Genomic DNA, 15,036 nt, shown 5'->3' with positions numbered 1-15,036 from the left:
CAATCCGAAGCCTTACAGTTTCGGATTTTTTTTTGGTTATCAACAAAATAATATTATTTATAAACAATTTTTAGTTATAACTCGATAGCATATTTTTTTTAAATTTTGCTACTTTCGCTTTATGGAAAATTTCAAAAACTTTAGCCCTGTAAAGGTCGACAAAACCACAATTATCAATCTAGAAAAAGGTAAGCTCCCTCCTCAAGTAATTGACTTGGAAGAGGCTGTACTTGGTGCGATGATGATTGATAAGAAAGGGGTAGATGATGTAATTGATATTTTGCAGCCTGATGCTTTTTACAAAGACGCACACAAACATATTTTTGAAGCTATTTTACAGCTTTTTACAGAAACACAGCCAATCGATATATTGACCGTTTCGACTCAGTTGAAAAAGAACGGAAAATTAGATTTGGCAGGAGGAGATTTTTATTTAATTCAGCTGACGCAAAAAATTGCATCTTCTGCGCACATCGAATTTCACTCGCGTATTATTCTTCAAAAATTCATTCAAAGAAGTTTGATTAGAATTTCTTCTGAAATTATCGAAGAGTCTTATGATGAAACAACAGACGTTTTCGATTTGTTGGACAAAGCCGAATCTAAATTATACGAAGTAACTCAGGGAAATATCAAGCGTAGTTCTGAGACTGCTCAGAGTTTGGTTCTCCAGGCGAAAAAACGTATTGAAGAAATTGCGGGTAAAGAAGGTTTGAGTGGAGTTGCAACCGGATTTGAAAAACTGGATGAAGTAACTTCTGGATGGCAACCTTCGGATTTGATTATTATTGCGGCTCGTCCTGGTATGGGTAAAACAGCCTTCGTACTTTCGATGGCAAGAAACGTGAGTATTCAGTTTGGACATGCAGTAGCGATTTTCTCTCTGGAGATGGCTTCAGTTCAGTTAATTACGAGGCTTATTTCTTCTGAAACAGGTTTGTCTTCAGAAAAGTTAAGAACGGGTAAATTAGAAAAACACGAATGGGAGCAATTAAGTACAAAAGTTAAAAACTTAGAAAAAGCACCATTATTTATTGATGATACACCTTCGCTTTCGATTTTCGATTTACGTGCAAAATGTCGTCGTTTGGCTTCTCAGCACGGAATTAAATTGATTATTATTGACTACTTGCAGTTAATGACTGCGGGAGGAAGCGGAAAAGGAGGAGGAAACCGTGAGCAAGAGATTTCGACAATTTCCCGAAACTTAAAAGCTTTGGCAAAAGAGTTGAACGTTCCCGTAATTGCACTTTCTCAGTTATCGCGTGCCGTAGAAACCCGTGGATCTAGTAAACGTCCGCTTCTTTCGGATCTTCGTGAATCTGGAGCGATTGAGCAGGATGCCGATATTGTATCGTTTATTTATCGTCCTGAATACTATAAAATTGAAGAATGGGATGATGATGAGGCTTCTTCGACAGCAGGTCAAGCAGAGTTTATTATTGCAAAACACCGTAACGGTGGACTAGAAAATATTCGTTTGAAATTCTTAGGACATCTAGGTAAATTTGATAATCTAGAAGACTTTACAGGTGGTTATGACGATTTGCCTTCGAAAATGAATCATGATGATAACCCATTCATAACAAAAAATTTACCATCGGCTAACGAGGCTTTTGGAAGTAATCTTAACGATGACGATGACGACAGCGATGTTCCATTTTAATAAATTATAAAAGCCTTATTTTTAAGGCTTTTTTTTTGTTTGAAAGTTAATTCTTTAATAAAAATGACTAGTTTAGCGTAACCAAATTTTGAACCGACAAATTTTTAAATTATTAACCAATAACAAAATTAATTATGAGTGAAAAATTAGATTTAGGAAGTGTTGAAATCCCGTTGTCAGAAGGTATTGTGTGGGCAGACAAATACCGTAAATCCATTCAAACTGAAGAAGGAAGAAAAAAACAGGTTGATGGTTATTTAATTCCTTTAGAATCTTTAAAGTTAGTTATGGATCAGGATATTCAAGCTGTCCGTGCTTACAAAGGAATCAATAAAGCTGGAGAACAAACTCTAATACTTGTTGGAGCAAAATGGGACGCTGAAAAACAAATCTATGTTGATGTGTTCAAAGATAAAAAAGGAGATGGAGTTGAAGATGGTGATGATGATGATCCTTTAGTTTATGATGGTACTCGTCCAGTTCCACCTTATGGAGATCCAGAAAGTCCTTTAAATCCATAAGAATGTCTGATTTTTTGATATATTCAGGTTATTTAATTTTATTAATTAACCTGATTTTCTATTCATTTAGCTTTTTTAGAAAGAAAAATGTAAATGGTCTTTTTGTATGCTATCTTGCATTTTCGGCTTTAATGCAATATTCAATGGAGGTAATGTATCACCTGCACAAGAGTAATTTATTTTTGTCGAATGTATTTATTATCGGTCAGCTGATTTTATTGGGGTTGTTTTATAATTCGCTATTTACATTAAAAAGCCAAAAAAGATTTGTCGGAATTAGTCTGAGTGCTGCATTACTTGTGTTAGCAATACAATTTATGATGGATTGGAGCCAATTTTTACGTTTTAATCTGTTTGCGATTGCATTGACATCATTGCTGATTGTGGTGTATGCGCTAATTCATTTCTACAATATGCTAACTGAAACTAAAAGCTATTATTACGCAAGTATCGGGGTGGTATTTTACTTGTTGGCAAGTACAGTGCTTTATTTTATTGGTAATTTAACTCATAATTTGAGTAATGAATTTAAATTTTTGAGTTGGGAGCTTAATGCGTTTTTAATTATCATTTATTACTTTTTCATTTTGTATGAATGGAAAAAGAGTTTTTCAAAATAAACCGAATACTTAGAATTATTTCAAAAACATATGGATGTACATTCATTACCAGAAAAAGAAATTGTTGCAATTATTTTGTACACTTCGCTTTTTTTAATGATTTTGTCGGTAGTCTTAATTGTGTTCTTTTATTTTTCTAGAAAGAAAATTATTCAGAAAGAATTAGAAAAGAAAGATTTAATATTACAATATCAAAAAGAACAATTGCATGCCATTGTTTTTACGCAAGAAGAAGAACGTAAGAGAATTGCACAGGATCTGCATGACGATATTAGTTCGAAGTTAAATATCGTTTCTCTAAATAGTCATTTGCTTACTGCTCCAAATCTTACAGAAGCAGAAACGGCAGAAATAACAGAGAACATAATCAATTTAACAACAAAAGCGTTAGATAATTCTAGAAAAATAGCACATAACTTGTTGCCTCCAGTTTTTGAAAAATTTGGATTAAATGCTGGAATAGAAGAGCTTTGCGAAGAATTTGAAACCAGTAAATCGGTTAAAACACATTATAAAAATGATATCGATTTTGACCAAAAAGATATCGACAGACACTTGCATGTTTTTAGAATTTTGCAAGAGTTGATGAATAATTCTCTGAGACACGGAAAAGCAACCGAAGTCTGGATTTCTTTTGCTGAAAAAGATGGCGTAAATACGTGTAATTATGAGGATAATGGAATTGGTTTTGATAGTACAAATGCTGAAAATCAAAAAGGTCTTGGAATGAAAAATATTGACAGCCGTATATCGTTTTTGGAGGGAACTATCAAAATTACTTCAGAAATTGATAATGGAATTGCAGTTAATTTCACCTTTTAATTTAAGCCAAGTGATTTTTAACAAGTGTTTAGTCAATAAAATAAGCTGATCGAGTATTTTGTAAACCATAATTTCGTAAATTCGGCAGACCAAAACAAACGACCAAAATCAAATAAGATGAATCCCGCTATTAAAATTGCACTAGTCGATGATGAAATTTTGTTTCGAAAAGGAATCTCTTTTTTATTGCAAAGAGAAGAAAATATAGATGTTCTCTTCGAATCTTCAAATGGTGAAGAACTTATTACTCAGATTAGTAATAATGAAATAAAACCAGATATAATTATTATGGATTTGAAGATGCCTGTTTTAAACGGTGTCGAGGCCACAAAAATTATTAGAAAATCGTTCCCAGAGATAAAGATTATTGCATTGACAAGTTATGATACGAAGTCATTTATAGCCAATATGATTCAGGTTGGTGCTGTAGCTTATCTGATAAAGAATACTACTCCAAAAGATTTAGTGCTTACTATCAATGAAGTAGCGGCTAAAGGTTTCTATTATAACGATAATGTTCTAAAAACAATTCAGGAAACCATAGTGTCTCCAAAAAACTCAAGAGGCGGATTAGAAACTAATTTTCTTTCGCCTAGAGAAATTGAAATTCTTCAGTTAATCTGCCAGCAGAAAACTACTGCCGAAATTGCAGAACTGCTTTTTTTAAGTCCTAGAACTATTGAAGGGCACAGAAATAATCTTCTGCTTAAAACAGAATCGCGAAATATCGCTGGTTTAGTTGTCTATGCCATTCAAAATGAACTAGCCGATTTAACAATTTAATTTTTTTATGCTGTCAAAAACTGGATTGACAATACATAATAAACTATAATTGTTAACACTAAAACGCATAAACCTATTTTCTGAATTACATTCATACCCTTATCTTGATTATTACTATCATTAAACTTCATGGTGGTTGTTTTTTTACATTGATTAGTTTGATGACCTGGGATAGCAAATGTAGATAGAATATTTAATGACACTATAGGTGTTTTTACCTGTTTTTTGAAGTATTGTAAATCAGGTATTTACCCCTGTTTTTATATTTAACATTCTATTATGTCAGAAAAGATTCTTGCAATTCTTTTTTTAGATTCTTCCTTTATATCTTTACTAAAATATTTTTTCGGATGAATAAGAGTTTATTCTACATTTTTATACTTTTAATTACATTTAATGTTCGCGCATCGTTTATTTTACTTCCGATGGACGAAACAACACAGCAAAATCACCTAAAAGCTTATGGCATAACATATTGGTGTTTAAGTCGTGATTATAAAGCAAGCTGGCTTTTAAATTATAGAGGTGGTTCTTTCTTGCTTCCTGATGCTGAAGAAATTAGAAAAGAATGTAAAATACGAGGTGTTAGTTTTGAGGTTATTTCTGATAGCGAACAAGCAGAAATCTTAAATGAAATTTCGAGCCCTTCGCAGAATATGGAATCTGTAATTCTAGAGAAAGCTCCTAAAATTGCCGTTTATACGCCAAAAGGGAAACAGCCTTGGGACGATGCTGTAACTTTGGTTTTAACTTATGCTGAAATTCCGTTTACGCCAATTTACGATGAAGAAGTTTTAAGCGATCAATTACTTATGTACGATTGGCTGCATTTGCATCATGAAGATTTTACAGGACAATACGGAAAATTCTACGCAGCGTATAAAAATACTCCTTGGTATATTGATCAAAAAAGAGATTCAGAAGCATTGGCTTCAAAATTGGGATATGCAAAAGTTTCTCAAGAAAAAGGAGCTGTGGCAAAAAAAATTAGAGATTTTGTAGTTGGCGGAGGTTTTATGTTTGCAATGTGTTCTGCTACAGATAGTTTTGATATAGCACTTTCTGCAGACGGAGTAGATATATGCGAAACAATGTTTGATGGAGATCCTAGTGAATCTAATTATCAGTCAAAATTGAATTTTAATAATTCTTTTGCGTTTAAAAACTTTACATTAGAAAGAAGACCTGAAGTTTATGAATTTTCAGATATCGATATGACGACTAAAAGGCGTGTCGCTATGGAAAAAGATTATTTTACATTAATGGAATTTTCTGCAAAATGGGATCCAATTCCAAGTATGCTTTGTCAAAATCATACACAATTAGTAAAAGGTTTTATGGGGCAAACTACTTCATTTGATACTTCGCTGATAAAATCTAATGTTCTTATTATGGGAACTTGCGAGTTGAATGGTGAATCTCGCTATATTCATGGAGAAAAAGGAAAAGGAATGTTTACCTTTTTTGGAGGACATGATCCTGAAGATTTTCAGCACCAAGTTGGAGATCCGCCGACTGTTTTAGATTTACACCCCAATTCACCAGGTTATCGATTGATTTTGAATAATGTTTTATTTCCTGCTGCAAGAAAAAAGAAGCTTAAAACATAGCTTAATTTAAAGAGAATTCGAACCAGATTGGAATATGATCTGAGATTTTTCGAGCTTCTTGAAGGGAATCAAAATCTTCGTAAAATTTAATTACGCCAGAATTAAGAACTTTTAGGTTAGAAGTTTTGTAAAATATATTGTCAAATTCAGATGCAAGACAAATATTGTTTTTGCATTTTTGTTTTAAAGTGGTTTTTTGATTTTTCAAAACAGGTACAAAACCCATTTTTTTAAGTGGATTAAAAACAGTATGTTTTTCAGGACAATTAAAATCTCCTAAAAAAACTAAGTTTAAATCTGGATATTCAGAAGGGAAAAACTTAAAATATTTAATTTCAGTTTCTGGTTGTTTGCTTTTCGTAATCGCATGAAAATTGACCAGTGTAATACTCTTTTTATTGACCTCAAAGGTTGCCAAATAAGGCTCTCGATCAATTTCTAAATTGTATTTTCTTTCAAGCCAAGGTTTGTTTTTTAATTTGACTTTACTTGTTTTCCAAATAAAGGCGTAGCGTTCAGTTTTGTAACTGCTGCTTGTAGTAGGATCACTAATTTTATAATCCCATTTAAAACCTTTTTCATTTAATATTTGCGCAAGTTTAGCAACAGATTGAGCACCGCCGTCGCCAGCAACAACTTCTTGTATCGCAATTATATCATAATCCGAAGATTTTTTGGCGATATAATCTAAAGTAACGGCTGATTTCGATTTACCAAAATTTTGCAAATTCCAAGATAAAACTTTGGTTTGTGCAAAAGATAAAAATGTAATTAATAGAAAAAGAAGGCTTAGAACGTTTTTCATGCAATATTTTAAAAAGGTCAAATATAAGCAATTTTCGTTCCAGCAATTTCAGTCTAATTAGAATTAATTAGTGCTTTTTGTATCTGTTTTTTAAGGCAGTTCCGATAATTATAATTTGTAAAACTAATAGCGCTGGAATAAAAATTATTTTCCAATCGATTTCAAGCCAGCCCGTTTTTTCTGATACAAAAGCAAAACTGATAGATAAAAAAAGACAAAGAAACATTGTTTTCATAATTATTTTATTTTGGGTTGTGTTAATCTTCGACAAAAAAATTGCCGTTTTAGTTTTTGGTCTCATTAGTAGGTTAATAGATTTGATCAAAATTAAAATTATTGAATTGCAATTCCTTACGGAAACCCGTAAGGAATGTTATTATACTAGTCCAAAATCTTTTGCAATGGCAATTAAATGGACATTGTTATTAGCTTTGAAATATATTTTTAATTTATTAATTCTTTTTTCTATACTGCTTGTTCCGTTTGGGGTAATCGATAAATTTTTAAACTCTTTTGAAATGCTTTCTAAAATATATCCTTGTGACAAAAGTTTCAAGATTGAGATATCATAAGATTCTATTTCAATTAAAGTTTTATCATTAAATGAAAAAGATAAATCTGAAGAAAGTATTTTTTCTTCGTTGTTGAATGTTGATTCAATTGCATTCTTTAATTCTGTAATGCTATTTCTTCCTTTAGAAACATATGCATTGATACCCAAATCATTAAATAGAGATTTAATGCGGTAACTTTTGTCTTCAATAGAAAAAACAATCTTTTTTAAATCAGGTTGCACTTTGTTTACAGCTTCAATAAGCTCATCTCCACTTGTAAGATTGGCTTTTCTATGATCTTGTTTGAATGATAAATCTGTAATTAGTAAATCATAAGGCTCATTTTCTTGTGCCGCTTTCTTTATTTTGAGCAAACCTTCGTCGCAGTATTTTACATGGTGTATTACTGGAACTTTTAAGTCTTCTAGTACTTGTACCACTGCAATACTTATACTGTCTAAATCTTCTGCAACTAAAACTTTCTTAAACATATTATTGTCTTATAATGGGAATGTGAAACTTATTTTAAAACCACTCTCTTGATTTGATTCAAAATTAAGAGTTCCTTTAATTGTTTTAATACGGTTTTCCACATTTTGTAGTCTTTTTTTTAAATTGATAGATTCTTCCTTGATTTCTGTGCCGTTGTAAATGTAAATTATCTGAATATTTTTTTGATCTTTTTTAAAACTAATACTTACTAAAGTGGCATTATTATTCTTTTGAATGTTTTCAAACAATTCTTGAAAGATTCTGAAAACTGTAATTTTTTTAATTCGATCTATCTTTGACCACGAAATGCTGTTTATACCATTTATAATTATATTTAAATTGGCATTGGCATAATCAGAAATCATTTCTTTTAAGCCTTCAACATAATTTTGATTAGTTAGGATAGTACTGTTTTCTTTAGAAATCTTTCGAGTTTTGATATAAATATGATCTAAACCAGTTAATATTTCTTCTTTGTTGCCAGGGGTTTCGATATCGGAATTTTGAATTTTAGAAAACAACTTAAAAACCTCATTGGTTAATTCGGTATGGAGTTTTTGAGAAATTCGCAATTCGCTCCTAAAGGCAACATGATTTTTTTCTCTTTTTCCTTTCGCAGTGATATGAAAAACTATAAAAACTAAACTAAAAATGCTTAGAAATATGATGAAGTATAAAATATAACTCCTGCTTTTTTGTCTTTCTAATTGTAATTCATTTTCAGCTTTTTGCTTTTTGAGTTCTAAATTTTCGTCTCTGTCTTTTTTGAAATTATATCTTATATTAGCAAATTGATTTTTTTCTATTAATCTTGTTTTAGCAATACTATCAGAAAATTTGATATAAAGATTAGTATATCTCTTTAAATCTTTTCCGGTGCTTGTTCGTATTAAGCACAGCATGGCATATCTTTTTTGACTATAAGTATTTACATCGCAGGCAAGTTTATAGGCTGTTTCGGCATATTTTTTAGCTAAACGTGGATTTTTGTCAAAATAATAGTCAGAAAGATTGGAGTAACTATCGGGTAATGCTTGTCGATCATTTACTTTAAGTCTAATTTTTAAAGCTTCATTAAAATAATCTATAGTTCTTGGATCACGTAATTCAAAATAAGAAACGCCAATGTTGCTTGTCATTATAGCATAATCCATTAATTCAAAACTTTCTAAAGTTTTTGCTTTTTTCTTGTCGCCATAATATCCGGTAGTTGTAACTTTTTTATAGATTTCTATAGCTTTTTTGTGCTCGCCTTTATGCATATAAACCAATGCAATATTAGCCAATGCATTTGCTTCTCTTCTTGGGCTTGCGTTTAATGCGTAAGCTTTTTTTGCATATATAAGAGCGTTGTCATAATCTTTTGTTGCTAAATAATTATCTGCGAAGATTTTATAAGTTTCCCAAGCAAATCTTGGTTTTTTAAAATATTTTAGGTGAGGTAATATTTTTGTAGCGGTGATTTCGCTTTTAAGATAATTGCCTTCAAATTGTTGAATAAGCGCGATTGAAACTAACGCATCGACATAATCGATTCTGTTTTTTTCTGGATCAGAAAGTTGTATTATTTTTTGGTAGTTTTTATATGCTTTTTCATATTCATTTTTGTCAAAATCAGCATCGGCAATAGCTGTTAATCTTTTTATTTCGGCTGTATTATCAATTTTTACGGCACTTTTTTCCTTCTTCTTTTCACAAGATGTGATAAGAAGGAGTATAGAAAGAAGCGAAATTTTAATAATAAGCAAAATTTTCATTTTATTTTACATCGGTAGTTTAATAAAAACTTTAAAACTGTTGTCTAAAGAGTGGATGTCTATTTGTCCTTTGACTGATTTAATGCGATTTTCTATATTTTGTAAACCTTTTTTTAAAAATCTACTGTTGCTTTTTATTCCGTTTCCATTATCAATGTAAACCAGATCTAAATTTTTATCTTGTGATTTTACCGAGATACTCACCAAAGTTGCAGTATTATGAGTTTTCATATTCAGAAAAAGTTCCTGTAAAATTCTAAATAGAACTATTTTTTTATTCTTATTTATGGTATTCCAAGAAACATTATCAAAACCATTCAGTAAAATATTTACATCTCGTGTTTTGTATTCTGAAATCATTTCTTTTAAAGAAGAAAGATATTTTTCATCTGTCGAGATTTTACTGTTTTCTTTAGAAATATTTCTTGTTTTTGAATAGATGTCATTTAAGCTTGAAATAAATTTTTCTTTATTATCAGCATTTTCCAAATCATTATTTTTTGCCAATAGAAAAGTTTGATAAACATTTTTTGAAAGTTCCTCTTGTAATTTGTTCGAAATTCGAATTTCACTTTTAAGAATAATCTCGTTTTTTTCTCTTTTAACTTTTAATCGGATATGAATAATCAAAAAAAGCAACGCAAAAAGGCTAACAAAAATGACGATATATAATATTTTACTTCTGTTTTTTTGTCTTGCCAATTGTAATTCGTTTTCTGCTTTTTCTTTTTTTAGTTGTAAATTTTCTTCTTTGTCTTTTTGTGAATCATATATTTTAGTGGCAAATTGGTTTTTTGCTTTTCTCTTACTTATAGTTATGCTGTCGGTAAGTTTGATATACAGATTTATATATTTTTTTAAGTTTTTGCCTTCTTCTGCTTCAATTAATTCGGCTAGAGCATTTAATTCGTATGACTTTGCTTTGCTTGCAGAAAAATATCCTTTCTGTGCATAAAACTTTTTGAGTTTAGGATTGTTGTATTTTTTGTAATACAAATAAAGAGAATGATAATTACCGACAAGGAAAGATTCATCATTCGCTTTCAGATTTATATTTAAGCTTTTAGTGAGATTTTCCAAAGCTTCTTTGGGTTTGTCAGTTCTCAGGTAGCAAAGTCCTAGATCGTATAATACGAATGCATGTTGATACTCAGTATTTAAAGAATCAGTTTTGTCTTCTGTTTTTTTCTTCGCTAGTTCTTCTAGCAGATTTATTGCCTTTGAATATTTTTTTTGTTGAAGATAAATAAACGCGATATCACATTTTATTTGTGCTTTTCTAAATTGTGAAATAGCAGTCTCTAGAGCTTTTTGATGATATATTAAAGCATTGTCATAATCATACATGCCATAATAATTATCAGCAATTAACTTGTAAATCATCTGGGAAAATCGCGGTCTTGAAGTGTATTTTAGATACGGAAGTGCTTTCGAAACAATGCTTTCACTTGTGTAATAATCTTCGATTCTATTATAAATATATCCTTTCTGTGTTAAAATATAAACGTATTGATTGGCATAATCTTTTTTAGGAACGCAAAGCGAAAGCGCTTTATTAAAACAAAAAACAGCACTATCGTCCTGAAAAGTATTGCTTAATCTTTCGCCTTTTTTTACCCATTGATATATTTCAGCCGTGTTTTCTGTATTTTTAGAATAGACGTGTTTTTTCTTTTCGCACGAGGCGATAAGAAAAAGTAATGTCACTAAAAAGAACAAAATTTTGATTAAAGGAGAAATTTTCATTTGGGGATTTTGAAAAGTAATTCTGTAAATTATAAAGGAAGTTTGATAAAAACTTTAAATCCTTGATGAGGACTGGAAACAATATCAATTTGCCCTTTTATTTTATGAATGCGATTTTCTACATTATAAAGACCATTTTTGAATATAATTTTTTCGCTATTAATACCTTTTCCATTATCCGTATAATTAACTAAAATGTTTTTTTCGGTTTGTTTAAAACTAATGCCGACCAACGAAGCTTCGCTGTATTTGCGCATATTAACAAGCAGTTCTTGTAAAACTCTGTAAATAGTAATCTTTTTATGTTTATTTATTTTATCCCAAGAAATAGTATCAAGACCGTTTAAAATCAAATTAATATTTAAAGTGCTGAAACCAGAAATCATTTCTTTTAAAGAAGAAATATAATTTTGATCTGTTATAATTGTACAGCTTTCTTTCGAAATATCTCTAGTTCGAGAGTAAATCGCATCCAAATTATTTAGTAATTGTTCTTTGTTTTCGCTAATTGACAAATTTCTATTTTCGGCAAAAGCCATTGTATGATAGATATCGTTTGCTAATTCGTCGTGCAGTTTTTTAGAAATTCTAGTTTCACTATTATACTCGGCTTCGATTTTTTCGCGGTTTGCTTTAGAAGTCAGATAATAATATAAGATTAAAATCAAGCATAGACTAATAACAATGATAATGTAAGAAACAATATTTCTGTTTTTTTGTCTTTCAAGTTTTAATTCATTCTCTGCTTTATAAGTTTTTAATCTAAGATTTTCCTCTTTTTCTCGTTTAGAATCGTATTTTATTCGCGCAAATTGATTTTTAGCTTTTTGAGTAATTTCAAAAGTACTATCAATTAAGTTGATATAAATATCGGAGTTGGTTTTAAGTTCAGTACCAGAACTATTTTTAATTATCATCTTTAATGCAGATAATCGTCCTTCAGTATGATTTATTTTATTGAATTCTTTATAACTCAAAATCATATATTTTTTTGCTAGAGAAGGATTTTTGAATTCATGCAATTCTGCAAGATGAATATAGCTTTTTCCCATTTCAAACGGATTTTTTAGCTTCTTTCTAATCTCTAAACCTCTCATCATATAATCTAAAGCGATTTCATAGTTATTCATATGTAGATAACAAATTCCGATGTTATCCAATAAAGCACCATAAAATTCTTGATCTTTAATAACTTCGTCTTTATTTTCTAAAGGCAGCAGAAGATCAAGAGCTTTGTTATAATTTTCACTTTGAATTAATGTAATAGCAAGATTGTTTTTAGAAGCTAATTTTTTCCATGGTTTTACATTCAATTCCAATGCTTTCTGATGGTATAAAATGGCATTTTTATAATCAAATGTATTTAAGTAATTAAGTCCTAATGTAGTATACAGATTCCAAATATGTATTTGGTTTTTGACCAATTTGGTGTAAGGAAGTGCTTTGGTAATGGTGGCTTCACTTCCGGCATAATCTCCATGCGTTTCTTGGATAATCGCCATTCGGTTTAGAGAACTTATATAATTTTCAGGATCTTTTGAAGGTGAACATATCGTTGTAACCTCATTATAGTAGTAAAAAGCACTGTCAAATTTATTTTTATGAAATAAAGTATCCGCAATAGCTATTAGTCTAGTAATTTCAGTTTTATTGGTATTCTTTATTTCCGAAATATTTTTCTTCTTCCCACAAGAGAAAAGTACTAAAAATGTGACTAGTAAGTATAAGGAAAACGGTATTCTTTTTGGTATCATGCGCCAAAAATAAATATTTCCAGAAATCTCAAAAGAGTATAAATACGGTATTTTTAATTATTTTTAAAACAAGAATTTTTTGATTCTCATTTATAGATAAATACAAAAAGCCCTTTATAAATAAGGGCTTTAGAGCATTATGAAGTTGTAGAATTTATCCTTATAAAATTATACAGCTCTCAATCCAGTTGTAATTGCAAGTCTGTTCCAAGAGTTAATTGTGATAATGGCAAGAATGATTTCAGCAAGATATTTTTCGTCAAATAATTGTGCTGCATTTTGATAAACTTCATCAGAAACATGATTTCCAATTAAGGTTACTTGTTCAGTCAAAGCTAAAATTGCTTTTTCTTCTTCAGTATAAACATCGGCTTCACGCCATGCACTTATCAAGTAAATTCTTTGTTCAGAAATACCATGTTTTCTGGCATCTGCAGTATGCATATTGATACAAAATGCACAACCATTAATTTGCGAAGCGCGGATTTTAATTAATTCTTTATGAACCGGAGTTAATGAAGTTGAAGAAATATACTTTTCTAAATTCATTAAAGCTTGATATGCTTCTGGGGCAACATTCGGGATAACAATTCTTGATTTCATTTTTATATGTTTTAAAAGTTCATTACAAAGGTCAGTAATCAATACTTCTAAAAACTTGAACTACTTCAAGAAATACAAATTAGACTTTTCCAGCTCTAATTTTGCTCATAAATTCTGCAGAAAAATCCAAATAGGAGGCAAGCATATATTGTGGGACACGTTGCACAAAGTCGGGCTGTTGGTTTTTAAAATGATTGTATCGTTCTTCGGCCGACATCGTAAACAAAAATTTAATTCTCATTTGAGCAGCACCAAATGCCTTTTGAGCAACAATTCTAAAGTATTTTTCAAGACTTGGAATTTGAATTAATATAGATTCTAAAACTGATTTTTCTAGCGCAATAACTTCGGTTGTTTCAACGGCTTGAATATAGAAGTGAGAAGGAGTGTGGTTGTGGTAACTTAAATAATCGGTTATCCACCAATTTTCTACACCAAATTGAAGAGTTTGCTCAGTTCCTTTAGAATTAATAATATATTGGCGCATACAGCCTTTTACAATAAAATACATTGTATTGCATATTTGACCTTCTTGTAAAACATGATCTTTCTTTTTTACTTTTGAAATGCTAAGTGCAGATTCTAATATATCAATTTCTGAAGGTTCGAGATCAATAAACTTTTGAATGTGTTTTAGTATAGTGTCTTGCATTTGCTAATTTACTTTATGTAAATGTAATTCTTTTAATGCTATAGTTATTTTGAAAAAGTTATAAAAACAAAAAACCATCCGAATTAACGAATGGTTTCTTTATAATAAGTAAGTAATCTTAAATTGAGTTTATAAAACGTTTATTTTACTTTATTAAGAATAGCTTTGAAAGCTTCTGGGTGGTTCATAGCTAAATCTGCAAGAACTTTACGGTTCAATTCGATTCCGTTAGCTTTAACTTTCCCCATGAATTGAGAATAAGACATTCCTTCTAATCTAGCTCCAGCGTTAATACGTTGAATCCATAATGAACGGAAATTTCTTTTATTTTGTTTTCTATCGCGGTAAGCGTAGCTCATCGCTTTCTCTACTGCATTCTTAGCAACTGTCCAAACGTTTTTACGTCTTCCAAAGAAACCTTTGGCTTGCTTCATTATTTTTTTTCTTCTTGCTCTTTTAGCAACTGAATTTACCGATCTTGGCATAATTTTAATGTGTTTTTGTAGCAGGCGTCCTGAATTAAATCAAAGGAACTTCAAAGCCATACTCCAAGGTTATATAAATAATTTTTTAACCTAAAGAATTATTAGTCAAATGTCGAAGGTCAAATGTCGAAAGAAATTACTTTGGACTTTATGACTTTCTAACTTT

The 15,036-nt window shown here is 30.4% G+C and carries 15 protein-coding genes; 6 read left to right on the top strand and 9 right to left on the bottom strand.

Going from position 1 to position 15,036, the window contains the following annotated elements; all coding sequences use genetic code 11:
• Positions 1–121: 121 nt before the first annotated feature.
• From dnaB to NYQ10_RS00190, 6 genes are all read left to right on the top strand, one after another.
• The gene (dnaB, locus tag NYQ10_RS00215) at positions 122–1,666 is read left to right on the top strand and encodes a replicative DNA helicase (RefSeq protein WP_289878386.1); all 1,545 of its coding nucleotides are present in this window, start codon (positions 122–124) and stop codon (positions 1,664–1,666) included.
• Between the two features lie 134 nt (positions 1,667–1,800).
• Positions 1,801–2,187, top strand: coding sequence for a hypothetical protein (locus tag NYQ10_RS00210; RefSeq protein WP_289878385.1), 387 nt, complete (start codon positions 1,801–1,803; stop codon positions 2,185–2,187).
• A gap of 2 nt (positions 2,188–2,189) precedes the next feature.
• Complete coding sequence (locus NYQ10_RS00205; protein ID WP_289878384.1) at positions 2,190–2,807, top strand: hypothetical protein; 618 nt, start codon at positions 2,190–2,192, stop codon at positions 2,805–2,807.
• A gap of 30 nt (positions 2,808–2,837) precedes the next feature.
• On the top strand, positions 2,838–3,629 hold the full coding sequence (locus NYQ10_RS00200) for a sensor histidine kinase (protein WP_289878383.1): 792 nt from the start codon (positions 2,838–2,840) through the stop codon (positions 3,627–3,629).
• A 117-nt stretch (positions 3,630–3,746) separates the two neighbouring features.
• Entirely contained in the window at positions 3,747–4,412 is a 666-nt protein-coding gene (locus tag NYQ10_RS00195; RefSeq protein WP_289878382.1) for a response regulator transcription factor, read from the top strand.
• A 350-nt stretch (positions 4,413–4,762) separates the two neighbouring features.
• A complete protein-coding gene (locus NYQ10_RS00190; RefSeq protein WP_289878381.1) occupies positions 4,763–6,022 on the top strand; it encodes an asparagine synthetase B in 1,260 nt (419 codons plus the stop codon).
• A 1-nt stretch (position 6,023) separates the two neighbouring features.
• Here the strand turns inward: NYQ10_RS00190 and NYQ10_RS00185 are convergent, their stop codons facing one another.
• From NYQ10_RS00185 to rplT, 9 genes are all read right to left on the bottom strand, one after another.
• Positions 6,024–6,827 (bottom strand): endonuclease/exonuclease/phosphatase family protein, encoded by an 804-nt coding sequence (locus NYQ10_RS00185; protein ID WP_289878380.1) that lies wholly within the window; start codon positions 6,825–6,827, stop codon positions 6,024–6,026.
• A 67-nt stretch (positions 6,828–6,894) separates the two neighbouring features.
• The gene (locus NYQ10_RS00180; RefSeq protein ID WP_162789231.1) at positions 6,895–7,062 is read right to left on the bottom strand and encodes a hypothetical protein; all 168 of its coding nucleotides are present in this window, start codon (positions 7,060–7,062) and stop codon (positions 6,895–6,897) included.
• A gap of 141 nt (positions 7,063–7,203) precedes the next feature.
• Positions 7,204–7,872, bottom strand: coding sequence for a response regulator (locus NYQ10_RS00175; protein ID WP_289878379.1), 669 nt, complete (start codon positions 7,870–7,872; stop codon positions 7,204–7,206).
• A gap of 9 nt (positions 7,873–7,881) precedes the next feature.
• Complete coding sequence (locus NYQ10_RS00170; RefSeq protein ID WP_289878378.1) at positions 7,882–9,630, bottom strand: hypothetical protein; 1,749 nt, start codon at positions 9,628–9,630, stop codon at positions 7,882–7,884.
• Positions 9,631–9,636: 6 nt separating this feature from the next.
• Complete coding sequence (locus tag NYQ10_RS00165) at positions 9,637–11,376, bottom strand: ATP-binding protein (protein WP_289878377.1); 1,740 nt, start codon at positions 11,374–11,376, stop codon at positions 9,637–9,639.
• Positions 11,377–11,405: 29 nt separating this feature from the next.
• A complete protein-coding gene (locus NYQ10_RS00160; protein WP_289878376.1) occupies positions 11,406–13,130 on the bottom strand; it encodes a tetratricopeptide repeat-containing sensor histidine kinase in 1,725 nt (574 codons plus the stop codon).
• A 168-nt stretch (positions 13,131–13,298) separates the two neighbouring features.
• Complete coding sequence (locus tag NYQ10_RS00155) at positions 13,299–13,733, bottom strand: carboxymuconolactone decarboxylase family protein (RefSeq protein ID WP_289878375.1); 435 nt, start codon at positions 13,731–13,733, stop codon at positions 13,299–13,301.
• Between the two features lie 79 nt (positions 13,734–13,812).
• Positions 13,813–14,385, bottom strand: coding sequence for a Crp/Fnr family transcriptional regulator (locus NYQ10_RS00150; protein WP_289878374.1), 573 nt, complete (start codon positions 14,383–14,385; stop codon positions 13,813–13,815).
• Between the two features lie 140 nt (positions 14,386–14,525).
• Entirely contained in the window at positions 14,526–14,870 is a 345-nt protein-coding gene (gene rplT / locus NYQ10_RS00145; protein WP_008464948.1) for a 50S ribosomal protein L20, read from the bottom strand.
• Positions 14,871–15,036 lie beyond the last annotated feature (166 nt).

Source organism: Flavobacterium johnsoniae (assembly GCF_030388325.1).
Taxonomy (GTDB): domain Bacteria; phylum Bacteroidota; class Bacteroidia; order Flavobacteriales; family Flavobacteriaceae; genus Flavobacterium; species Flavobacterium johnsoniae_C.
The sequence above is the reverse complement of the archived record's forward strand: the minus strand, read 5'-3'. Positions and strand labels throughout refer to the sequence as shown.

What these genes read in the sequence shown, in the direction of transcription:
- dnaB (WP_289878386.1), top strand. Translation starts at nt 122, where the DNA reads ATGGAAAATTTCAAAAACTTTAGCCCTGTAAAGGTCGACAAAACCACA.
- NYQ10_RS00210 (WP_289878385.1), top strand. Translation starts at nt 1,801, where the DNA reads ATGAGTGAAAAATTAGATTTAGGAAGTGTTGAAATCCCGTTGTCAGAA.
- NYQ10_RS00205 (WP_289878384.1), top strand. Translation starts at nt 2,190, where the DNA reads ATGTCTGATTTTTTGATATATTCAGGTTATTTAATTTTATTAATTAAC.
- NYQ10_RS00200 (WP_289878383.1), top strand. Translation starts at nt 2,838, where the DNA reads ATGGATGTACATTCATTACCAGAAAAAGAAATTGTTGCAATTATTTTG.
- NYQ10_RS00195 (WP_289878382.1), top strand. Translation starts at nt 3,747, where the DNA reads ATGAATCCCGCTATTAAAATTGCACTAGTCGATGATGAAATTTTGTTT.
- NYQ10_RS00190 (WP_289878381.1), top strand. Translation starts at nt 4,763, where the DNA reads ATGAATAAGAGTTTATTCTACATTTTTATACTTTTAATTACATTTAAT.
- NYQ10_RS00185 (WP_289878380.1), bottom strand. Translation starts at nt 6,827, where the DNA reads ATGAAAAACGTTCTAAGCCTTCTTTTTCTATTAATTACATTTTTATCT.
- NYQ10_RS00180 (WP_162789231.1), bottom strand. Translation starts at nt 7,062, where the DNA reads ATGAAAACAATGTTTCTTTGTCTTTTTTTATCTATCAGTTTTGCTTTT.
- NYQ10_RS00175 (WP_289878379.1), bottom strand. Translation starts at nt 7,872, where the DNA reads ATGTTTAAGAAAGTTTTAGTTGCAGAAGATTTAGACAGTATAAGTATT.
- NYQ10_RS00170 (WP_289878378.1), bottom strand. Translation starts at nt 9,630, where the DNA reads ATGAAAATTTTGCTTATTATTAAAATTTCGCTTCTTTCTATACTCCTT.
- NYQ10_RS00165 (WP_289878377.1), bottom strand. Translation starts at nt 11,376, where the DNA reads ATGAAAATTTCTCCTTTAATCAAAATTTTGTTCTTTTTAGTGACATTA.
- NYQ10_RS00160 (WP_289878376.1), bottom strand. Translation starts at nt 13,130, where the DNA reads ATGATACCAAAAAGAATACCGTTTTCCTTATACTTACTAGTCACATTT.
- NYQ10_RS00155 (WP_289878375.1), bottom strand. Translation starts at nt 13,733, where the DNA reads ATGAAATCAAGAATTGTTATCCCGAATGTTGCCCCAGAAGCATATCAA.
- NYQ10_RS00150 (WP_289878374.1), bottom strand. Translation starts at nt 14,385, where the DNA reads ATGCAAGACACTATACTAAAACACATTCAAAAGTTTATTGATCTCGAA.
- rplT (WP_008464948.1), bottom strand. Translation starts at nt 14,870, where the DNA reads ATGCCAAGATCGGTAAATTCAGTTGCTAAAAGAGCAAGAAGAAAAAAA.